Raw genomic sequence first — 21,539 nt, forward strand, 5'->3', positions numbered from 1 at the left:
GAAGGTTGGCGTCTGCCTAAAAAGCATGTAATACAGGCCCTTTGATTCCCATTTTGGAATAAACTCCGAAAATAATCGACAAGAGAGATCTTATGCATAGTTACCGTACGCACACATGTGCAGAATTGCGTGAAACAAATGTTGGTGAAACAGCCCGGTTGTCCGGCTGGGTCCATCGAAAGCGTGACCATGGCAATTTGTTGTTTATTGATTTACGGGATCACTATGGCATTACACAATGCGTTATTGAAAATGACGTGGATATCTTTCCCGAAGTAGAAGCAGTTCGGGCTGAAAGTGTTATTACGGTCACAGGAACTGTCGTTGCCCGAAGCCAGGAAACCATTAACCCAAATCTGCCGACTGGTATGGTTGAGCTCGACATCAAGGAATTTGAACTGCAATCAGCCGCTGATGATCTTCCCATGCCGGTTTTTGGTGAGCAGGAATATCCTGAAGAAATTCGACTTCGCCACCGGTATCTTGATTTGCGGCGGGAACGTTTACACAACAATATTGTGCTGCGTTCACAGGTTATCGCTGAATTGCGTAACAGCATGCAGCAACAGGGCTTTATGGAGTTCCAGACACCGATCCTGACCGCATCTTCTCCTGAAGGCGCGCGCGACTTTCTGGTTCCAAGTCGGATGCATCCCGGCCAGTTTTACGCCTTGCCGCAGGCCCCGCAGCAGTTCAAGCAGTTGGTTATGATGTCCGGTTTTGATCGGTATTTCCAGATTGCACCCTGCTTCCGTGATGAAGATGCACGTGCTGATCGAAGCCCCGGTGAATTCTATCAGCTCGACATCGAAATGGCCTACGTTACGCAAGATGATGTGTTTGACGCAGTTGAGCCTGTGCTTACGAATGTTTTTCAGAAGTTTGCTGGTGACCGTAAGGTTGTAACGCCGTTTGAGCGAATTCCGTTCGATGAAGCAATGCTTAAATATGGTTCTGACAAACCGGATCTTAGAAACCCCATTCTTTTGTCGGATGTGACCGAAATTTTCCGTGGCTCCGGATTTGGCCTGTTTGCAAAAGCAGTTGAATCAGGCTCAGTTGTACGCGCGATACCAGCTCCAGGAGCGGGAGACCGCGCCCGTAGCTTCTTTGACAAGATGAATGATTGGGCTCGCAAAGAAGGAGCGGGAGGGCTTGGTTATATCATATTTAAAGATGGTGAAGCAAAAGGCCCAATTGCAAAGAATCTGGATGATGATCGTATTCAGAAAATTAAAGATACAGCGGGCGTCGCAGACGGAGATGGTATTTTCTTCGCGTGTGATAAGGAATTGAAGGCGGCTGAGCTTGCGGGTAAAGCCCGCAATATCATTGGTGAAGATCTGGATATCTTTGAAAAAGACGTCTTTAAATTCTGCTGGGTGATTGATTTCCCCATGTTTGAATATGACGAAAAAGAAAAGAAAATTGATTTCAGTCATAATCCATTTTCCATGCCGCAGGGTGGACTAGAAGCGCTTGAAACAATGGATCCATTGGATATCAAAGGATATCAGTATGATATCGTTTGTAATGGTATCGAACTTTCCTCTGGTGCGATCCGAAATCACCGCCCCGACATAATGGTCAAAGCTTTTGAAATAGCAGGTTACGACGCCAGTGTTGTTGAAGAGCGTTTTGGCGGTATGCTCAATGCATTCCGATATGGCGCGCCTCCGCATGGTGGGATTGCACCGGGTGTCGACCGAATTGTAATGCTGCTCGCAAATGAGCCAAACATTCGTGAGGTTATTTTGTTCCCAATGAACCAGCAGGCTCAGGATTTGATGATGCAGGCACCAGCGCCAGTACCAGCAAAGAATCTGCGGGAATTACATATTCGCACTGTTATGCCAGAGCCAAAGCCTCAGGACTAACGCATATTCGATAAAAAGTTAAAAGCCCGACATTGTTCGGGCTTTTATTCGTCTTTTTTTAAGAATTGAGACGCTAAGGTAGTCCCTCGTCTTAGAGGGTATTAATGTGACTACCGCAAAATTAAATGAACTGAGGGATGACAAGGAGAGATTTGTCGCCTTTTCCTTCGCCGCAGCGGATTTGTTGATTGAGCTGGATGCGTCTGCAAATATCTGTTTTATTTCAGGCGCTGCAAAAGGAATTACTGGCCGCGATGCGGACGATCTCATGGGGTCGCCGTTTGTCGATGTGCTTGACCCTCTTGATCGTCGTATGGTGTCTTACCTTCTTAAAAATATGAAGGAAGGGGAGCGGATAAGCCTGTTGGTGCCCGGATGGAAAATACCAATGTGTCTGCAATACTCGGTGCCTGTTCTTTACCTCGCTCACATGGACATCTTTATCTGACAATTAACGTAAGTGGCTTACCTGCCGCTCAATCCCTTTCGGTAAACAGAGATTCGGAAACAGGGTTACTAGATAAGAACGATTTTATGACCCTTGCAAAAGATCAACTGAGTCTTTCTGCTGAAACAGGACAGGATCTTGAACTTACTTTGCTGCATCTCGAAAATATAAGGGAGATGGCCAGTAATACTTCTGAAGCAGGAATGTCCGATTTTTTTGACCGAATGGGAAGTATTTTGCGGGGTTATTCCTATGGCGGAGACTCAGCCGGGCGAATTGACGGGGACAAATACGGCGTTCTACATCCAAAGTCCATGGATAGTAGTGTTCTGAAAGAAAAAGTGGAAAATTTGTCAGAGGATGTTGCCCCTGGTCATGGTGTAAAAGTCGCGTCCAGCAATGTTGATTTGGACAAAGGTCAGCTCTCTTCAGAGAATGCAAGTAATGCGCTGATGTTCGTTATCAACAGTTTTGTTAATAATGAAGGTAACGACTTTAATATAGAAAATTTGGCTGACGGTCTTCAAGGTCGAATGGAATCCACAATGAACCGGATTTCATCCCTAAAAACAGTATTCTTGAAACATGATTTTAGTCTGGTATATCAGCCAATCGTCAATTTACTGGACGAAAGCGTCCATCATCATGAGGTGTTATGCCGTTTTAAAGAAGGTGAATCTCCGTTTGAAACAGTAACATTCGCGGAAGAGGTCGGAATTATTCTGGATCTGGATCTAGCGGTCGCAAAGAAAGCGCTCGAATATTTAAAAGGTTTCCGAAAATTGGGATCTGATATTCCGCCTCTTGCAATTAACATATCAGGACATTCAATTGAGTCAGACGCATTTATTGACTCCCTTACTCAGTTGTTTGAATTAAATAATGATGTCAGCAAAAGCGTTGGGATCGAAATTACCGAAACAACTCAGGTCAAAGATCTTAAAAGAGCCGATAGCGTTATTCAAAATTTCCGACGAAAAGGAATTCATGTTGCACTTGATGACATGGGCTCAGGATCGTCATCCTTTCAGTATATTCGTGCAATAAATACCGATTTTGTGAAAATTGACGGGGCTTACGTGCGCGATGTCCTGAATAACGATCGTGATAAAGCAATATTAAAAAGCATGATCCGATTGTGTGCTGACCTGAAAATCGGAACAATCGCTGAAATGGTTGAAACCAAAGAACAACTTACTCTTTTAAAGAGCCTGGGCGCTGATCACGGTCAAGGATGGCTATTCGGTAAACCGGTTCCCGAAATTGTGCTGCCTAAAAAACGCCGTGCCGTGACCATGAATGTAAAACGTCAGGGTTTCAAAACCGGGTGGGCGTAATAATCAGCGCCTGCACATTTGGATCTGTGCAAGCGCTGACCGTTCATTCAGATCACAGAATGGCAGGTAGATTGAGTTCATGCTCTCTTGCACATTCTTTGGCGATTTCGTAGCCGGCATCAGCGTGACGCATGACACCTGTGGCTGGATCATTCCAGAGAACCCGCTCAATCCTTTTTGCTGCATCCTCTGTACCATCACAGCAGATCACAACCCCGGAATGCTGGCTGAAACCCATGCCAACGCCCCCGCCATGGTGAAGGCTGACCCATGTTGCGCCTGAAGCCGTGTTGAGCAAGGCGTTCAGAAGGGGCCAGTCAGAAACCGCGTCCGAGCCATCCTGCATGGCTTCAGTTTCCCTGTTTGGTGAGGCAACTGAGCCAGAATCCAGATGATCACGGCCAATGACAACAGGGGCTGATAGCTCACCGGTTTTGACCATTTCATTAAATGCCAGTCCCAATCGATGACGATCACCAAGGCCAACCCAACAAATTCGGGCGGGAAGCCCTTGAAACTCAATACGCTCTTGAGCCATATCCAGCCATTTATGCAGCGCCGGGTTATCAGGGATCAGCTCTTTAACCTTGGCATCTGTTTTACGGATGTCTTCCGGATCACCTGACAAAGCTGCCCAACGAAATGGCCCGATCCCACGGCAGAATAAGGGGCGAATATAGGCAGGGACAAATCCCGGAAAACTGAAAGCGTTTTCTAACCCCTCTTCAAATGCGATCTGGCGGATATTGTTGCCATAGTCAACTGTTGGAATTCCCATCTCAGAAAAAGCAACCATCGCTTCCACATGCTTTTTCATTGATGCTCTGGCTTCTTTTTCAACCTGTTTTGGATTAGTTTGACGCGCTTCGTTCCATTGATTAACCGTCCAGCCTAATGGAAGATAGCCGTTAATTGGATCATGGGCAGAAGTCTGATCTGTGACCAAGTCGGGTCGCACACCACGTTTGACAAGTTCAGGAAAAATCTCAGCCGCGTTCCCCAGAAGACCAACAGACTTGGCTTCACCGGCTTCAGTCCAGCGCTTGATCATTTCAAGTGCTTCATCCAGATTGTCCGTTTTTTCGTCTACATATCTGGTTCTTTTACGAAAATCGATTTTTTCTTCGTTGCATTCAACGGCGAGACAGCAAGCACCGGCCATTACTGCAGCAAGGGGTTGGGCTCCTCCCATTCCGCCAAGGCCTCCGGTTAATATCCACTTGCCAGCAAGATTTCCACCAAAATGCTGACGTCCGGCCTCGACAAAGGTTTCGTAAGTCCCCTGAACAATTCCCTGACTGCCAATATAAATCCAGGAACCAGCTGTCATTTGTCCGTACATCATTAGTCCGGCTTTATCGAGCTTGTTAAAATGATCCCAGTTTGCCCAGTTTGGAACCAGATTAGAGTTCGCAATTAACACTCTGGGGGCATCTTTATGCGTTTTAAAGACGCCAACGGCTTTACCGGATTGCACCAAAAGAGTTTGATCTTCATCAAGCTTTTTAAGTTCATCTGTAATGATATCGAAATCTCGCCATGTCCGCGCAGCTCGGCCGATACCGCCATAAACCACAAGTTCGTTGGGGTTTTCAGCAACATCTGGATCAAGATTATTCATCATCATTCTCAGCGGGGCTTCTGTCAGCCAGGACTTTGCATTCAGCTCTGTTCCTCTGGGTGCCCGAATTTCGCGGATGTTATGACGGGGATTGTTCATTTATCGTCTCCGATTGGATTTAGAGATTAAATTTTAAGCTCGAAAAGTGAGGGTAATCCGGCGGTCTGTACAATGGCCCCTTGCGCAACAAGGTCTGCTGCCTGTTCAAGATCATTTGCCAGGTATCGATCTTCTGTAATTGCCGGAATTTTTGATCTGATTTTTTCAATGACTTCAGACAGTTGGTCGCTAGTCTTTAAAGGTGACCGCAACTCAATTCCCTGTGCCGCTGCCAGCGCCTCAATTCCGAGGATATGCTCAAGATTGTCAGACATTTCGAGCAATCGGCGAGCACCGTGGCAGGCCATGGATACATGATCTTCCTGATTGGCCGATGTTGGCGTAGAATCCACGGACGCCGGATGAGAGCGCTGCTTGTTTTCTGACATCAAGGCCGCTGAAGTGACTTCCGCAATCATAAGTCCGGAGTTTATGCCAGGTTCTGGGGATAAAAAGGCCGGTAGTCCGAAACTTAATGCAGGATCCACAAGAAGGGCGATACGACGCTGTGCAATTGAGCCGATTTCTGCGATTGCGATCGCAATTTGATCAGCGGCGAAGGCCACTGGCTCAGCGTGAAAATTGCCACCAGATACGATAGATCCGTCAGAAAGGACAAGCGGGTTATCAGTAACAGCATTCGCCTCAATCTGAAGGGTCTTACCTGCTTGCCTGAGAAGATCGAAAACCGCTCCCATAACCTGGGGTTGGCACCTGATGCAGTATGGATCCTGAACACGGCTGTCGCCCTCACGATGAGTTTCCCTGATCTGAGATCCTTCCATCAGAGTGCGTAAGGTTTTACCTGCTTCTATTTGTCCCTGATGACAGCGAAGCAAATGGATTTCTTCGCGAAAAGGTGCAGAAGATCCCATGGCAGCATCTGTTGAAAGCGCTCCGGTAACAAGTGCCGACTGCGCACAGTTCCAGGCCTTGAAAAATCCTGCCAGCGCAAGTGCCGTTGACGCCTGCGTTCCGTTAATTAAGGCAAGCCCTTCTTTGGGGCCAAGCGTTACAGGTTTCAGGCCTGCACTGGCAAGAGCAGCCTGTCCCGACATCCGCTCCCCTTGAAAAAATGCTTCACCTTCACCAATCATGACGGCTGCCATATGGGCGAGGGGGGCCAGATCACCAGAAGCGCCGACTGACCCTTGTGCAGGAATTAGCGGAATAACTCCGGTTTCGAGCATAAGTTCAATCTGTTCTATAATGCACATTCGAACGCCGGATGCACCGCGTCCAAGTGACAGCAGTTTTAACGTCATAATGAGCCGCACAAGTGCAGGGTCAAGTGGCGAGCCAACCCCGCTGCAATGAGACAGGATTAGATTGCGTTGTAGCGTTTGTGTATCGCTGGCCGGTATCTTAATGCTCGCCAGTTTTCCAAACCCTGTATTCACACCATAAATGGCTTCTTCACCAGCGGCGGCTTTTTCAATTAAGGCTGCGCTTTTCTCTACACCTGTGGTGACAATTCTATCCAGCTTTACTGAAGTATCAGACGAATAAACAGTAAAGAGATCCGAAAGCGTGGCTTCTCCGGGCACAAGTGTCAGCTTCATTTTTCATCTCCGCGATACATACTGTGTAGGGGGTTAAAACCTGCCCGGTATGCCAACTCTGCAGGATGTTCAGCATCCCAAATAGCGAAACTGGATTTTTTGCCCGCTTTTATTGCGCCGAAATCTTTTTCAATTCCCAGTGCCTTGGCAGCATTGAGTGTAATCCCTTTGAGGGCTTCTTCTGGGGTCAATCTGAACAGTGTACAGGCGAGATTAAGTATCAATAATAAAGAGCTCACAGGAGAGGAACCTGGATTGCAATCCGTTGCCAGCGCAATGGGCACCGAATAATCGCGAAGACTTTGAATGGGCGGCAATTTGTTTTCTCTTAGAAAATAGAATGCACCGGGCAGCAGGACAGCCACCGTTCCCGATGTCTTCATTGCAGCAACACCGTCTTCTTCCAGATATTCCAAATGGTCTGCGGACAATGCACCATATCGAGCTGCCAATTCTGTTCCTTTGAGGTTGGATAATTGCTCAGCATGTATTTTTATATCCAGATCAAGGGATTTAGCTTTATTGAAAACCCGTTCAACCTGCGAAGGTGAGAAGGCGATCCCTTCACAAAATGCGTCTACAGCGTCAATTAGGCCCTCTTCATGTCCTATTTCCATACCTGGCAGCACAATCTGGTCGATATACTCATCGGATTTGTTTTCATATTCAGGGGGGATTGCATGGGCAGCCAAATAAGTTGTTTTAATGATCACTTCTCTGCGCTGCTGCAATTCACGTGCAGCACGCAACATCTTCAATTCTTCCTCGGTAGTCAGCCCATATCCAGATTTTATCTCCACAACGGCTACGCCTTCGGCGATCAAACTGTCTAGTCGGGGCAGGGCGTCTTCAACCAGCTCTTCAACGGATTTACCGCGCGTTGCCTTGACTGTAGATATAATGCCACCACCGGCGCGGGCTATATCTTCGTAGCTGGCTCCTTGCAGTCGCATTTCAAATTCGCGGGCCCGATTACCTCCATGCACCAGATGGGTATGGCAATCGATGAATGTCGGGGTAACCAAGCGGCCTTCAAGGTCAACTGCCTCATATTGGCGATATGCTTGTGGAATATCTTCAAATTCGCCAACCCACTGGATTTCTCCGTTGCTAACGGCAATGGCACCTTTTTCAACAAGTCCATATTGTTCAGCTATATCCTCGTCAAAGGTCACCAAACGACCATTTTTGAGCAATTGATTGGTCACAGCCACTCCTTTAGCATTTGCTATTATCTTACATATTGATATTATGTACATACATAATACGTCAATAAAAAAGATTTCAATTTGTGTGTAAGGCTGTTTGTGGTTTTGATCAGGGTTGTTTTGTAATAAAACGCTTTGAAAATTTAAAAATGAAGATTGGGTAGGGACAGGTGACAAAAACCCGGACTGCATCGTTTCAGGCGATTAAAACAGAAATTCTTGGCAAGATTAAAAACGGGTACTGGAATCCAGGCGATATCATTCCCGGCGAAGAAAGCCTCGCGGAAAGCTATGGATGTTCGCGTGTTACTGTAAACAGGGCACTTCGGGAACTGGCGGAGGAAGGGTTTGTTGAACGCCGCCGAAAATCCGGAACAAGAGTTTCTCTTAACACCAGCCGGGATGCACGGGTTCAAATCCCTATTGTGCGGGAAGAAATTGAAAATAAAGGCGCTACTTACCGGTATGAACTGATCTTGAATGAAGAAGTCGTCGCCCCAACTGATGTATGCCGTAAAATGAACCTGCAAAAAGGTGTAAAAGCACTGCATATCAAATGCTTACACTTGGCTGATGAAGTCCCTTATCAATTTGAAGATCGTTGGATCAACCTTGATCATGTACCGGCTGCACGAGAAACTGATTTCTCTGAAGTGAGTCCTAATGAATGGCTGGTTCGAAAAGAGCCCTTTTCCGAAGCAGAACACACTTTTTCAGCCATGCTGGCCGACGAGGAAACAGCGAATATGCTGGAAATTGAAAAAGGCGATGCGTTATTTGTCGTTGAGAGACGGACATGGCGGGAAAAGAACTCTATCACATCTGTAAAATTATCGTTCCCCGGAGCGTCATATAAAATGACGACCCGGGGATAACTGACTAAGCGACAGATTGGAAATACGCTTTCAATATACTAACTGGTAATTACTCTAAAGCTGACTACTAACTACTTGATACTAAACACTAAAGACTAAACACAGTTTAAAAAGTACGCTACTGACAGGGAGGATTATGAACAGCCACTTGTTGAGCCGCATGTATCGCATTTCATACAAGTCCCGTTTCGAACCAGAGTGAAATTCCCGCATTCCGTACAGCTATCCCCTTCATAGCCTTTCATCCGCGCTTCCATAACTTTATCCGCTCTTGAACTGGAAGAACTGCTACTTGCTGCTGCTGACGTGGTGACAGTATTTGCGCTCGTGGCTACTCCGGCAGACGCGCTTCCACCCGCCATTGCGGATTGCGCTTCAACAGCACCCGTCATTGTCATTCCGGAAAGTCCACCTTGTAACACTTCAAAGTTCTTGGATCTGATATATCCTGTTGAGGTGAGATTTATGACGTTATCCAGTGCAGATGGGGCTTCAGCGACTTCATCCGATGCAATCTCAGCCTGTTCTTCTCCACCACCAATCGCGTCGATACGCAAATCATCAACATCAACATGTGCAAGATCATTGCGACCCAGATAAGAAATAGCGAGTTCACGGAATAGATAATCCAGAATTGAAGTGGACATCTTGATGGCATCATTGCCCTCAACAATTCCGGAAGGTTCAAATCGTGTAAACGTATAGGCCTCAACGAATTCCTCAAGCGGTACGCCATATTGCAAGCCAATCGATATGGCGATTGCAAAATTATTCATCAGGCTTCTGAATGCGGCGCCTTCTTTGTGCATATCAATGAACAACTCACCAAGTGAACCGTCATCATACTCACCAGTGCGCAGATAGACCTTGTGTCCGCCAACAACCGCTTTTTGGGTGTATCCTTTGCGACGTGTTGGCAGTTTTTTGCGCCCGCCCGCAATACGTTCGACAATTCGTTCCGCAACGACTGTACTTGCAGCCGCAGGTGCGGCCTGCACAACTGCTTCCAGCTCAAGATCCTCTTCATCCTCGTCAATATTGATTGCAGACAATGGCTGACTGAGTTTGGAGCCGTCACGGTAGAGTGCATTTGCCTTGAGTCCCAATTTCCAGGATAACAAATATGCCTCTTTGCAGTCTTCAACAGTGCTGGCATTCGCCATATTGATAGTTTTGGAGATTGCCCCAGAGATAAAGGGTTGAGCCGCCGCCATCATCTTGATGTGACTTTCAACTGACAGGTACCGTTTTCCAATTCGACCACAAGGATTTGCACAATCAAAGACTGCCAAATGTTCATTCTTTAGGTGAGGAGCACCTTCCAAGGTCATGGTTCCGCAGCAATAACTGTTTGCTTTTTCAATATCTTGCTTACTGAACCCAATGGCCGCCAGCAAATCAAAGTTATAGTCATTGAGTGCATTCGCATCCAGACCCAGAGTCTCTGTGCAGAAGCTTTCACCCAGCGTAAATTTGTTAAATACAAATTTGATGTCAAAGCTGGCTTCCAGTCCTTGCTCAACTTTTTCCAGAATCTCGTCAGTAAATCCCTTTTCACGAAGCGCTTCGTGATTGACACCGGGGGCATCCTGCAATGTTCCATGCCCCACGGCATATGAGATAATCTCATTCACCTGCGATCTGTCATAGCCCAGCTTTCCAAGGGCTTCTGGGATGGTCCGGTTTATGATCTTAAAGTAACCGCCTCCTGCAAGCTTTTTGAACTTAACAGTCGCAAAATCCGGCTCAATACCTGTTGTATCACAGTCCATAACCAGTCCGATTGTTCCTGTTGGCGCAATTACTGTTGCCTGCGCGTTCCGGTAACCGAACTTCTCCCCAAGTTCCAGCGCATCGTCCCAGGATTGTATGGCTGCCTCTAAAAGTTCTTTATTCTGACAGTTCTTCAAATCAAGAGGAACTGGTGTGACAGAAAGTCCTTCATACCCAGTTGCGTTGCCATGGGCTGCGTTTCTGTGATTTCGAATAACACGCAGCATGTCTTTTGCATTTTTCTTGTAACCGGGGAATGCACCGAGTTCGGAGGCCATTTCCGCACTGGTTTTATAAGACGTTCCCGTCATCAGTGCCGTAATAGCACCACATAGGGCGCGACCTTCGTCGGAGTCGTAAGGAAGACCCTGTGACATCAGTAATCCACCAATATTCGCGTAACCAAGCCCCAAAGTTCTGAACTTGTATGACAATTTAGCAATTTCCTCAGATGGGAACTGGGCCATCAGAACGGAAATCTCAAGCGTAATTGTCCAAAGTCGGGACGCATGAATTAGGCCCTCTACATCCAGGCTTTTGTCCGCGCGGCGAAAATTCATCAAGTTCAGCGACGCAAGATTGCAGGCTGTATCATCAAGGAACATATATTCCGAACAGGGGTTTGACGCGTTAATTCGGCCGTCCTGCGGGCAGGTATGCCAGTCATTGATTGTAGTGTCATACTGCAGACCGGGATCTGCGGATTGCCACGCGCTTTCACCAATCATATCCCAAAGTTCGCGTGCCTTGATGGTTTTCGCAACTTTCCCGTCAACACGACGGATCAGATTCCAATCACTGTCATCCAGAACGGCCTTGATAAATGCGTCAGTTACCCGCACTGAGTTGTTGGAATTCTGGCCTGAAACGGTCAGGTAGGCTTCTGAATCCCAATCCGTGTTATAGGTTTCAAACTCAATCTCAGTAAAACCCTGTTTGGCAAACTGAATGACCCGCTGGGTGTAATTCTCCGGAACCATTGCCTTTCGGGCAGCGATAATTGCTTTTTTAAGTGCCGGGTTTTCAGCTACATTATAAGCTTCATCTCCCTCGACAGCCGAACAGGCCTTGATAACCTCGTTTAAATGTTTGTTGCAAAGTTTTGAGCCAGCAACCAGTGCTGCAACTTTTTGCTCTTCAACGGCTTTCCATTGAATATATTCTTCAATATCCGGATGATCGATATCCAGCGTTACCATCTTGGCTGCGCGTCTGGTTGTGCCACCTGACTTAATTGCACCTGCAGCCCGATCCCCGATTTTGAGGAAACTCATCAGTCCGGATGACTTGCCGCCACCTGACAGGCTCTCACCCGCGCTTCGAACGTTGGAAAAATTGGTCCCCGTTCCTGATCCATATTTGAACAGTCGCGCTTCACGCACCCACAAATCCATTATGCCGCCATCATTGACCAGGTCGTCATCGACCGACTGAATGAAACAGGCGTGGGGTTGTGGATGTTCATAGGAACTGTCTGATTTTTTCAGCTTTCCGGTTTTATAGTCGACATAGGAATGTCCCTGAGCCGGACCGTTAATGCCATATGCCCAATGCAAGCCGGTATTAAACCATTGCGGTGAATTTGGTGCTCCCATCTGTTTGGCGAGCATATAACGCATTTCGTCAAAATAGGCGCGAGCGTCGTCTTCGGTGTCGAAATATCCACCTTTCCAGCCCCAATATGTCCATGTGCCGGCAAGCCTGTCAAATACTTGCGTAGCAGATGTCTCTCCGCCAAAACGGTCTTCTTCAGGAAGCTCACTCAGAGCATCTTCATCTGGAACTTGGCGTGATAGCCAGAGGGGTACGTCTTCCTCTTCAAATGTTTTCAGTCGGGCAGGGACACCGGCTTTGCGGAAGTATTTTTGCGCAATGATATCGCAAGCAACCTGAGACCATTCAGATGGAACATCAATGTTATCAAGCTTGAAGACCACGGACCGTCTGGGTTTCGAATTTCACTGGTTGCCTGGCGAAATTTGATTTTTGCATAAGGTGACGAGTTTTCGTCTGTATAGCGCCGTGAAATACGCATGTTTTACTATCCCTGCTTTACCTGATCAATGGTCTCAAAACTGTCCGGATTTCAGGATATCTCTGCTTTTTATGAGCAGATCACATATGATTGACATACCATATGTGGTGTCCCCCAAAGTCCTGACCACAAGGATGGTGCATCTGTCTCATATTGAAGTCAACAATCAGTTTTACCATATATGGTGTTTGCTTTCAGAAGTGTGTCCTATATGTCGTGGAAAAATGCGATTTCACAGGACAATTAATTTTTTTGATAACTACAAGCGGATAAATTCTTCATCACTTGCGGATGCCAAAACACCGCAAATACCGAAATTAAAATTCCAAAATTCAGAATCACGCAAATTTGACCGTGATTAAACTCAGCTCCGCAAATTGGTCACATTATTAACTGAAAATTAGGGTGGAAATTGAAAGATATACTTTACGTCAATGCGCTGTGATGCCATATTCCAGCGAAATTTTCATTTTCTGATGGACGAGAAGATTATGGCCACGATTGGTACGAAACTGTTTACCTGGAGAAAAGGTCTCCTTGTTGGTGAAGATCAGTTTGGAAATAAATATTATAAAGAAAAAGGAACACCGACGGGTCCATTTGGCCGTGAACGCCGCTGGGTGATTTATAAAGGGCGCCCTGAGGCCTCCAAGGTTCCAGCGGCTTGGCATATCTGGTTGCATTACACGACTGACCTGTTGCCAGACCAGCAGCAGGTGGAAAAGAACAATTGGGAAGAAGAACATCTTCCAAATCTGACCGGTACAGATCATGCGTATCATCCGGGTGGGTCTGTTTTGGTTTCAGGTGAACGCCAGAAAAGTACCGCTGATTATCAGGCATGGAAGCCTGAGTAACAAACTGGCTGCTCACTCGGGATAAAGGGGATGTGGGTTGGGAAATAATATAGTCGAAACAATAATTGGCGCGGTCGTATTGGCATTTGCCGCCATCTTTTTGATTTTTGCCTACCGGACAGCAGATATCGGCGGCGGTGGAAACGGATTGAATCTGGTAGCCAGATTTGATCAGGTCGACGGACTTCAGGTTGGCAGTGACGTTCGCATGAGTGGCATTAAAGTGGGCACTGTTACCAGCCAGCATCTGGACCCGAAAACATATGAAGCTGTCATTGGTATTAGTATTGCCAAAGAAATTGAGCTGCCCGAAGACACAGCCGCAAAAATTGCATCAGAAAGTTTACTTGGCGGTAGCTATCTGGATCTGGAACCCGGCGGAGCGGATGCGATGCTTGCAGATGGCGGTGAAATTACTTTCACACAAAGTGCTGTCAGTTTGATGGACCTTATAGGACAAGCCATTTTCAGTGCATCCAGTAATGATAAATAAACGCGTCGCGATCATTCCTTCCTGTATCAAGATTGCTACTGTTTTTGGGTTTTTGTTTGCAGCCACCAGTTCTTATGCAGACAATCTGAGCGGTGAGGCGGCTGTTTTAAGGGCGCTAGACAAAGTAACTGCCCGTACGGAAGACCTTACCATTGAAGTTGGTGAAACGGTAAGATACGGGACACTGGATATCACTGTCCGTAAATGTTTAAAACGCCCTCCGGAAGAAACACCGGAAACTGCCACATTTCTGGAAATCGAAGAAAATCGCGTGGATGAAGAAAAACAGTCTCTGTTTATGGGATGGATGTTTGCATCCAGCCCCGCTTTGAACGCTCTTGAGCATCCGGTTTATGACGTTTGGGTTATTGATTGCAAAATTTCTGCACCAGAACAGTCCGGTTCCAACGAATAAAAATCTGCTTTGATCTTAAGCGCATCGGCCAAGCGTCGATGATATTCCTCTCGCGATATTTCAATGGCACCCAAGGATGCAAGGTGGTCTGTCAAAAACTGGGTATCCAGTAACCTGTACCCGCCTTTAAGCAAGCGGGCAATCAGGGCAACGAGCGCTATTTTACTGGTATTTTTTTCCCGCGAAAACATGCTTTCACCACAAAAAACGCCTGCAAAGGAAACACCATAAAGTCCACCAACTAACGTGTCATCTTTCCAGACTTCCACGGAATGAGCAGAGCCTCTTTGGTGAAGTTCTGTATATAAATCTAGAATAGTGCGATTTATCCAGGTGTTTTCACGGCCGGGTGCTGGAGTTGCACATTCCTTCATCACACGCCGAAAACATGTGTCTACCGTTATTTTAAAGAGATCTTTTCGGATTATTTTTTTCAGGCTACGGGAAACATGAAAATCATGAAGAGGAAAGATCCCGCGCCATTCAGGGTCGACCCAGAAAAGATCTGGATCGTCCCTTGATTCTGCCATGGGAAAAATCCCATGTGTATAGGCGTTCAATAAAATTTCAGGCGTTAAGATCGTCATCAGAGACTTCTTTTATAAAAACGCCTTAACGTTTTCCCTCAATAAATTTTTCCAGCCAGTGAATATTATAATCTCCGGCGAGAAAATCTTCATTTTCAAGCAGGGCTTGGTGTAGCGGCAATGTTGTCTTGATGCCACCAACAACAAACTCTTCCAACGCCCGTTTTAGGCGGGCCATACATTCTTCGCGGTTCGACCCGTGCACGATAAGCTTTGCGATCAGGCTGTCGTAATAGGGCGGAACATTATATCCAGCATAAAGTGCTGAATCCACGCGAACTCCCAAACCGCCGGGCGCATGAAAATCCAGAACAGGGCCGGGACTTGCGGCAAATGTATCAGGATCTTCCGCCGTAATACGGCATTCAATGGAATGACCAGAGAATTTTATATCCTCCTGTGTCAGGTCAAGCTTATGACCTGCAGCAACTTTGATCTGTTCGCGAACCAGATCAATTCCGGTGACCATTTCCGTCACAGGGTGTTCCACCTGCAAGCGGGTATTCATTTCAATGAAATAAAACTGATCATTTTCAAACAGGAATTCAATGGTGCCGACACCCTCATATCCCATTTCACGAATTGCATCTGCGACCGTTTTACCAATTTCTTCGCGCAATTCATCCTTCAACGCGGGCGAAGGTGTTTCTTCGAGCGCTTTTTGGTGACGGCGTTGCAGCGAGCAATCACGTTCACCAAGATGAACAACATTTCCTTGCCCATCCGCCAATACCTGGATTTCAATATGACGGGGAGTCCCCAGATATTTTTCGATATAAACAGCGTTATCGCCGAAGGCCATCTGGCTTTCCGCGCGAGCCGAGGAATAAGCTTCCGAAATATCTTTTTCGGTTTCAGCCACTTTCATTCCGCGGCCACCGCCACCTGCTGACGCTTTAATAATCACAGGATAGCCGATTTCCGCCGCAATTTTCTTGGCCTCATCAAGCTGGTAACCTCACCGTCTGATCCGGGAACGCAAGGCACACCAAATTTTCGCATGGTCTCCTTGGCGGCAATTTTATCACCCATCAAGCGAATATGATCCGCGGATGGCCCAATAAATTTGATGCCATGTGCCGTAACGATGTCGACAAATTTGGCATTCTCGGACAGAAAACCATAGCCGGGATGAATGGCGTTGGCATTCGTGACTTCGGCTGCAGAAATAATGGCCGGCATGTTGAGGTAACTGGCTGTAGAACTTGGTGGCCCGATACAGACACTTTCATCTGCAAGGCGGACATGCATCGCATCCGCATCCGCTTCGGAATGTACGGCCACAGTGCGAATACCCATCTCGCGGCAGGCCCTGTGAATTCGGAGCGCAATTTCACCGCGGTTCGCAATGAGGATTTTATCAAACATATTGTCTACTTCGCTCACTCAATAATGACGAGGGGCTGACCAAATTCCACTGGTGTTGCATCCTCTACCAGAACGTCAACGACTTTCCCGCCTTTTGGCGCAGCAATTGGGTTCATGGTTTTCATGGCTTCAACAATCAGAAGTGTTTGACCTTGTGAGACAGTATCACCGGGCTTTACAAAAACATCGGCACCCGGTTCAGGAGCTAGATAGGCGGTTCCAACCATTGGCGATTTCACTGCGCCTGGATGACTATCTGCTTCTACGGCTGTAGTCGCCGCGTCCGCAGCAGGTGCAGCTACTGGAGCAGGGGCGACGACTGGCGCCGCAACAGGGGCAGCCTGCGCAGTTGCAGCTGTAGTTGATCCTCTGGAGACGCGAATGCGACTATCATCGCTTTCTACTTCGATTTCTCCCAAGCCCGTGTCGCTCATAATTTCAGCAAGTTCACGGATAGCATCCATGTCGATTTTAAATTTACTCATCGCTTTTCGACTTTTCATCTCTATTGTTTCAAATGTTCGGTCATCGCCTGCAGAGCTAATAAATAACTCGTTACGCCGAAACCACAAATAACACCCAGAGCCACCGGCGAAATGTAACTGTGATGCCGAAATGTCTCACGGGCAAATGTATTGGAAATATGGACTTCTATGCAAGGAAGCCCAACACCTCTCAAAGCGTCATGCAAGGCAACCGAGGTATGCGTGTAAGCACCAGCATTGAGAATAATTCCTTCATGCTTGCCTGCAGATTGATGAATGGCGTCAATTAATTTACCTTCATGATTACTCTGCAAAAACTCAAGCTCCAGATCCAGTTCTCTTGCTTTGGTGATACAGCGGGTTTCAATATCAGCAAGTGTCAGATCCCCATAAACCTGAGGTTCCCGCTGACCCAGCAGATTTAGATTTGGACCATTTAATACAAGTACTGACTTTCCCATTCACACCCCTAGTTGCTATCCGCCGATCAGTAGTGAGCTACTTATAAAGAACTTTTTAACGATGATAAAGTCGTACGGATGATTATTGTAAATAAAGTGTCAAAAGTTGATGCGGAAGTGGTTGCATACAAATGCGTTGCGAACCATAATCCGCTCTGAAATTTCCTGTTTTTGATCACAAGTAAGGCAGAATCCATGCGACTCACCATAAATGGTGAAACACACCAGTTTGAAAATCCTTTAAATCTTGGACAACTTCTGAATATCCTCGAATTGGATGGCACCAAAGTTGCCATTGAAAGAAATCTGGAAATCGTTCCAAAGTCCCAATATTCAAGCCTTGAGTTACAGGATGGCGACAAGTTGGAAATCGTACATTTCATTGGGGGTGGAAATTCAATGGTAGCTGAAGATGATGGACTTGTCGTAGCGGGACGGAAGCTGAATTCCCGTCTGATTGTTGGCACTGGTAAATACAAGGACTTTGAAGAGACCAAGCTGGCGATTGAAGCCTCCGGTGCTGAGATGGTAACTGTTGCAGTTCGCAGGGTAAATATCACTGATCGCAAACAGCCCATGCTGGTTGATTATGTAGATCCACAAAAATATGTGTACTTACCCAACACCGCTTTCTGCTACACAGCCGATGAAGCCCTTCGCACATTGCGACTGGCCCGGGAAGCCGGGGGATGGGATCTCGTCAAACTGGAAGTTCTGGGGCATGAGAAAACTCTGTATCCAAACATGGTTGAAACCCTGAAAGCTGCTCGTACGCTTATCGATGAAGGGTTCAAGGTCATGGTGTATTGTTCTGATGATCCGATCATGTGTCAGGAACTGGAAGATATGGGATGTGTAGCGATCATGCCTTTGGGAGCACCCATTGGATCAGGGCTTGGCATTCAGAACCCTGTTGGTATTGGAATAATAAAAGAACAGGCGAAGGTCCCGGTTATTGTTGATGCAGGCGTTGGTACTGCATCTGATGCAACCATTGCCATGGAACTTGGCTGTGATGGTGTGCTGATGAACACAGCGATTGCGCACGCTAAAAATCCAGTGTTGATGGCTGCGGCTATGAAAGACGCTGTTAAAGCGGGACGCAAATCATTTCTTGCTGGTCGAATGGAGCGGAAGAAATACGCTGATCCTAGCTCGCCTCTGGCGGGATTAATCTGATAGGATCAATTTATCCTTTGATAACTGATCTGCCTGCTGATCAAGTTTAGCCAGTATTTCCAATAATTTGGCTAGATCCTGCTGATCAAGTGAGGAGAGTAGATTCCGCTCAAAATCCTGCGCCAGCGGTATGATCCTTTCCAGAACATCATGCCCTTTATCTGTAAGGTGAAGGGCATAGGCGCGCCTGTCTTTAGGTGTAACTTTCCGCTGGATGCGTCCTGACTTTTCAAGTCGCTCTATTGCCCGGCTAATGCTAACCTTGTCCAGTGATGCCAAATCACTGACCTGACGCGCCGTTAATCCAGGTTGTTCTCCAATAATCGCAACAACGCGCCATTCATGAATTGTCAGATCAAATTGCTCTGAATATCGCTCAGCCAACGTACGGCTGATAATTCCCGAAAGTTTAGTCAGCCGATAGGGCAAAAATTCATTTAGTGAAAGCTTAGGTTTTGAATTTTTCATTACTGTATTTTGCGCAATCACATCGCAAAGAACAACATCTAGTTGGTCACACTGCTTTTTTTCTGCTCTCTCGCATCTTCGACCATCGCCAGCATTCGCTGAGCCGGTATCGCACCCGCTGCCATCCGGCCACCGATTACAAAGGCAGGCGTTCCTGTAATGTTTAACTGATTTGCCAGCGCATAGGTTCTGGAAATATTTTCTTCAATATCTGCCGATTTCATGTCGCTCTTGAATTTATCAATCTCAAGCCCAAGATCCGCAGCAAGTTGGAGAAGCTTTTCTTCTGTTATCGAGCCGCGCATTTGCATCAACGCCGTATGATATTCCATATATTTATTCTGCTTTTGTGCAGACATGGCAGCATGCGCTGCTAAAACAGATGGGGGCCCCAGTATCGGGAATTCTTTGAACACTAGCCTGATATTTCCATCGCTTTCGACGGCTTTAAGTATCTCGGGGAAGCTTTGCTTGCAATATCCGCAGCGGTAGTCAAAAAATTCAACAATTGTGATATCGCCGTTGGGGTTTCCGGCTACATAGCTAAAGCCATCATTTTCCAGTTCCCCTTGATACATGGAAAGAGCCTGACGTTCCTGTTCCGCTTTTTCCCGAGCTTCAACAACGCTGAGCTTTTCTATCACTTCCCTGATTATTTTCGGATTATCCAGCAGATACGCCCTTACTTTCTCACCAAAAGCCTGCTCCGAGTCTGTTTTCTGGTATTGGTACATATTAAATCCAAAGACACCGATGATCCCAATCACCAGCAATATTGCCAAAAAAGTGACTCTTGTATTTTGACGCATCAAATTTCCAATTCAAAAAATACGTGTCGATAAAATTAGGCTAAAGGTATTTCATGTAAATAACAAAGCACAAGCTTGTTATCCTAATTATTCTTCTCAGAGATTTTCCGATTAGCCAGGCTGATTATGTCTTCAGCACGCAATGAGCCTGGTGAACCTGCTTTCATGAGTTCCTGCGCCCTTTGCGCGTGAAACTTTGCTTTTGCAAGATTGCCGAGGAGCAAGAAACGTTCGGCCGTGGCAAGGGCGGTATTGGCCGTATCCCCCAATCGATTATAGGCGATAGCGAGTTGGTACCAGCTCGATGAATTGTTGGGATCATAGGCTACACTGGTTCTTAAGACCTCAATTGCTTTTTTCAGATCCTCTACGCGATTTGTACTTACGAGTGCAGTCCCATATAGCGTTAATATCAGGGGTTCGTATGGGAGAATCTGAGTAGCGGTTTCCAGTGAGGGAAGGGCTCCGATTACATCCCCGTTCTCGTATAACATTTGCCCTTTGAGTTCATGAAAGTAGGGGTTAGCAGGATTTTGCTGCAGCAGGCTGTTGATTTCTTTTAATCCATTTTCAATGTCTGGATAGCGAAAATAGGCAATCGCGCGCGCATATCTTGCATACTCGCTGGTATCGCTGACAGGAAACTTTTTCAAGACATCGTCAAAATCATCTGTAAATCCTGCCAGTTTCGCTTGGATTAGTTTCAGAGCACGGATCTCTTCCGGCGAATCTGGAATATCGCGATATGGGGATTGTTCCACCTGTTTTTGCAACGCCGCAATTCTTTCATGATTGATAGGATGCTTCGCCAATACGGGTCTACTTTGCCATAGGATATCTGTTCCTGCTGCTCGAGTATCCTTAGAAATTCCAGCATGCCTCTACCGGAAGTACCAGTGCGCTCCAAATACCGAAGGGAGGCCTGATCAGCAGCTGATTCCTGTTCCCGACTGTATTTAAGAAAGGATTTGGCAGCTATGGCGTTCGCTCCTCCAACAATAGCAACCCCGCCTTTGCCTCCACCTGCAATGACCGCTGCGGCTCCTAGCAAATAACCGATAATCGATTTTGTAGTGGCATTTGCCAGTGCCTCTTGCGTGCGAGCAAGATGACTACCGGCAATATGACCTGTTTCGTGAGCGATAACCCCCTTGAGCTGGGCAGGACTTTCAACCCGTTCCAGAAGGCCAGTGAAAAAAAACATCCGTTGACCACCTGCAACAAATGCATTGATAATCTTGTTGTTTATCAGATGGATTGAAACATCATCCGCATTAAGTCCCGCCGCATTAAAGAGGGGACTTGCGTAGGAGCGCAGTGTATGTTCAATTTCAGCATCCCGGATATATGACAACTTGGGTTGCGCCGCAAATACAGATTGCGTGGAAAAGGCCAAAAGCAGAATGACTGAAACAAAATTGAGTAAGCGTTTTTTCAACACGAATATCCCTTCATTGAGAAATAAAGTTAAGAATTGTCTCGCAAACAGTCAATGCAGAGCATTACCTTCTTTTTTCATTGGCTCATTATTTGCTTTAACGCTGGCCTCCTGTGACACCTCGGAAAATATCCAATTGGGTGT

Annotated in this window: 19 protein-coding genes and 1 pseudogene; 8 read left to right on the forward strand and 12 right to left on the reverse strand. The window is 46.6% G+C overall.

Features of this window, described 5'->3' with window-relative positions; genetic code table 11:
* The first annotated feature begins 92 nt into the window (after positions 1-92).
* The 3 genes from aspS (at position 93) to JCM23214_RS10435 (ending at position 3,662) form a co-directional block, all read left to right on the forward strand.
* A complete protein-coding gene (aspS, locus tag JCM23214_RS10425) occupies positions 93-1,877 on the forward strand; it encodes an aspartate--tRNA ligase (RefSeq protein WP_025898899.1) in 1,785 nt (594 codons plus the stop codon).
* 106 nt (positions 1,878-1,983) lie between these two features.
* Entirely contained in the window at positions 1,984-2,325 is a 342-nt protein-coding gene (locus tag JCM23214_RS10430; protein ID WP_025898900.1) for a PAS domain-containing protein, read from the forward strand.
* Positions 2,326-2,411: 86 nt separating this feature from the next.
* Positions 2,412-3,662 carry an EAL domain-containing protein gene (locus JCM23214_RS10435; protein ID WP_025898901.1) on the forward strand — a complete coding sequence of 417 codons (1,251 nt, stop codon included), beginning with the start codon at positions 2,412-2,414 and terminating at the stop codon, positions 3,660-3,662.
* Positions 3,663-3,714: 52 nt separating this feature from the next.
* On the opposite strand, the gene hutU is transcribed toward JCM23214_RS10435, so the two are convergent.
* From hutU to hutI, 3 genes are read right to left on the reverse strand one after another with little or no spacing between them, the layout of a single operon-like run.
* Entirely contained in the window at positions 3,715-5,382 is a 1,668-nt protein-coding gene (gene hutU / locus JCM23214_RS10440; protein ID WP_025898902.1) for a urocanate hydratase, read from the reverse strand.
* A gap of 26 nt (positions 5,383-5,408) precedes the next feature.
* Complete coding sequence (hutH, locus tag JCM23214_RS10445) at positions 5,409-6,944, reverse strand: histidine ammonia-lyase (RefSeq protein ID WP_025898903.1); 1,536 nt, start codon at positions 6,942-6,944, stop codon at positions 5,409-5,411.
* Entirely contained in the window at positions 6,941-8,152 is a 1,212-nt protein-coding gene (hutI, locus tag JCM23214_RS10450) for an imidazolonepropionase (protein WP_025898904.1), read from the reverse strand. Before hutI ends, hutH begins: the two co-directional genes overlap by 4 nt.
* A gap of 170 nt (positions 8,153-8,322) precedes the next feature.
* Between hutI and hutC the strand changes: the two genes are divergently transcribed.
* Entirely contained in the window at positions 8,323-9,027 is a 705-nt protein-coding gene (gene hutC, locus JCM23214_RS10455; RefSeq protein WP_025898905.1) for a histidine utilization transcriptional repressor HutC, read from the forward strand.
* Between the two features lie 134 nt (positions 9,028-9,161).
* Here the strand turns inward: hutC and JCM23214_RS20245 are convergent, their stop codons facing one another.
* A complete protein-coding gene (locus tag JCM23214_RS20245) occupies positions 9,162-12,737 on the reverse strand; it encodes a vitamin B12-dependent ribonucleotide reductase (RefSeq protein ID WP_199899504.1) in 3,576 nt (1,191 codons plus the stop codon).
* Between the two features lie 589 nt (positions 12,738-13,326).
* On the opposite strand from JCM23214_RS20245, the gene JCM23214_RS10470 reads away from it, so the two are divergent.
* From JCM23214_RS10470 to JCM23214_RS10480, 3 genes are read left to right on the forward strand one after another with little or no spacing between them, the layout of a single operon-like run.
* Positions 13,327-13,692, forward strand: coding sequence for an NADH:ubiquinone oxidoreductase subunit NDUFA12 (locus JCM23214_RS10470; RefSeq protein WP_084264782.1), 366 nt, complete (start codon positions 13,327-13,329; stop codon positions 13,690-13,692).
* Between the two features lie 37 nt (positions 13,693-13,729).
* Entirely contained in the window at positions 13,730-14,185 is a 456-nt protein-coding gene (gene mlaD / locus JCM23214_RS10475) for an outer membrane lipid asymmetry maintenance protein MlaD (protein WP_025898908.1), read from the forward strand.
* Complete coding sequence (locus tag JCM23214_RS10480) at positions 14,175-14,600, forward strand: DUF2155 domain-containing protein (protein WP_025898909.1); 426 nt, start codon at positions 14,175-14,177, stop codon at positions 14,598-14,600. Before mlaD ends, JCM23214_RS10480 begins: the two co-directional genes overlap by 11 nt.
* Here the strand turns inward: JCM23214_RS10480 and aat are convergent.
* The 4 genes and pseudogenes from aat to aroQ form a co-directional block, all read right to left on the reverse strand.
* The gene (gene aat, locus JCM23214_RS10485; RefSeq protein WP_025898910.1) at positions 14,537-15,187 is read right to left on the reverse strand and encodes a leucyl/phenylalanyl-tRNA--protein transferase; all 651 of its coding nucleotides are present in this window, start codon (positions 15,185-15,187) and stop codon (positions 14,537-14,539) included. The genes JCM23214_RS10480 and aat overlap by 64 nt on opposite strands.
* Before the next feature lie 25 nt (positions 15,188-15,212).
* Positions 15,213-16,555 (reverse strand): annotated as a pseudogene (accC, locus tag JCM23214_RS20250) (acetyl-CoA carboxylase biotin carboxylase subunit).
* A gap of 14 nt (positions 16,556-16,569) precedes the next feature.
* The gene (gene accB, locus JCM23214_RS10495; RefSeq protein WP_025898911.1) at positions 16,570-17,040 is read right to left on the reverse strand and encodes an acetyl-CoA carboxylase biotin carboxyl carrier protein; all 471 of its coding nucleotides are present in this window, start codon (positions 17,038-17,040) and stop codon (positions 16,570-16,572) included.
* Positions 17,041-17,060: 20 nt separating this feature from the next.
* Positions 17,061-17,501 carry a type II 3-dehydroquinate dehydratase gene (gene aroQ / locus JCM23214_RS10500; RefSeq protein ID WP_025898912.1) on the reverse strand — a complete coding sequence of 147 codons (441 nt, stop codon included), beginning with the start codon at positions 17,499-17,501 and terminating at the stop codon, positions 17,061-17,063.
* A 195-nt stretch (positions 17,502-17,696) separates the two neighbouring features.
* Between aroQ and thiS the strand changes: the two genes are divergently transcribed.
* Complete coding sequence (thiS, locus tag JCM23214_RS10505; RefSeq protein WP_025898913.1) at positions 17,697-18,680, forward strand: sulfur carrier protein ThiS; 984 nt, start codon at positions 17,697-17,699, stop codon at positions 18,678-18,680.
* On the opposite strand, the gene JCM23214_RS10510 is transcribed toward thiS, so the two are convergent.
* From JCM23214_RS10510 to JCM23214_RS22455, 4 genes are all read right to left on the reverse strand, one after another.
* The gene (locus JCM23214_RS10510) at positions 18,672-19,148 is read right to left on the reverse strand and encodes a MarR family winged helix-turn-helix transcriptional regulator (RefSeq protein ID WP_025898914.1); all 477 of its coding nucleotides are present in this window, start codon (positions 19,146-19,148) and stop codon (positions 18,672-18,674) included. The genes thiS and JCM23214_RS10510 overlap by 9 nt on opposite strands.
* Positions 19,149-19,186: 38 nt before the next feature.
* On the reverse strand, positions 19,187-19,957 hold the full coding sequence (locus JCM23214_RS10515; protein WP_025898915.1) for a DsbA family protein: 771 nt from the start codon (positions 19,955-19,957) through the stop codon (positions 19,187-19,189).
* Positions 19,958-20,040: 83 nt separating this feature from the next.
* Entirely contained in the window at positions 20,041-20,718 is a 678-nt protein-coding gene (locus JCM23214_RS22450; protein WP_051548126.1) for a tetratricopeptide repeat protein, read from the reverse strand.
* The gene (locus JCM23214_RS22455) at positions 20,661-21,395 is read right to left on the reverse strand and encodes a M48 family metallopeptidase (RefSeq protein WP_159104339.1); all 735 of its coding nucleotides are present in this window, start codon (positions 21,393-21,395) and stop codon (positions 20,661-20,663) included. The genes JCM23214_RS22450 and JCM23214_RS22455 overlap by 58 nt, the downstream gene beginning before the upstream one ends.
* Positions 21,396-21,539 lie beyond the last annotated feature (144 nt).

The sequence above is a fragment of the Sneathiella glossodoripedis JCM 23214 genome, from assembly GCF_000616095.1.
Lineage (GTDB): Bacteria > Pseudomonadota > Alphaproteobacteria > Sneathiellales > Sneathiellaceae > Sneathiella > Sneathiella glossodoripedis.

Excerpts from the sequence above, each read along its gene's own strand:
- aat (WP_025898910.1), bottom strand. The coding sequence starts at position 15,187 with ATGACGATCTTAACGCCTGAAATTTTATTGAACGCCTATACACATGGG.
- aroQ (WP_025898912.1), bottom strand. The coding sequence starts at position 17,501 with ATGGGAAAGTCAGTACTTGTATTAAATGGTCCAAATCTAAATCTGCTG.
- JCM23214_RS10480 (WP_025898909.1), top strand. The coding sequence starts at position 14,175 with ATGATAAATAAACGCGTCGCGATCATTCCTTCCTGTATCAAGATTGCT.
- JCM23214_RS10515 (WP_025898915.1), bottom strand. The coding sequence starts at position 19,957 with ATGCGTCAAAATACAAGAGTCACTTTTTTGGCAATATTGCTGGTGATT.
- JCM23214_RS10510 (WP_025898914.1), bottom strand. The coding sequence starts at position 19,148 with ATGAAAAATTCAAAACCTAAGCTTTCACTAAATGAATTTTTGCCCTAT.
- aspS (WP_025898899.1), top strand. The coding sequence starts at position 93 with ATGCATAGTTACCGTACGCACACATGTGCAGAATTGCGTGAAACAAAT.
- JCM23214_RS10435 (WP_025898901.1), top strand. The coding sequence starts at position 2,412 with ATGACCCTTGCAAAAGATCAACTGAGTCTTTCTGCTGAAACAGGACAG.
- accB (WP_025898911.1), bottom strand. The coding sequence starts at position 17,040 with ATGAGTAAATTTAAAATCGACATGGATGCTATCCGTGAACTTGCTGAA.
- hutU (WP_025898902.1), bottom strand. The coding sequence starts at position 5,382 with ATGAACAATCCCCGTCATAACATCCGCGAAATTCGGGCACCCAGAGGA.
- hutH (WP_025898903.1), bottom strand. The coding sequence starts at position 6,944 with ATGAAGCTGACACTTGTGCCCGGAGAAGCCACGCTTTCGGATCTCTTT.
- JCM23214_RS10470 (WP_084264782.1), top strand. The coding sequence starts at position 13,327 with ATGGCCACGATTGGTACGAAACTGTTTACCTGGAGAAAAGGTCTCCTT.
- thiS (WP_025898913.1), top strand. The coding sequence starts at position 17,697 with ATGCGACTCACCATAAATGGTGAAACACACCAGTTTGAAAATCCTTTA.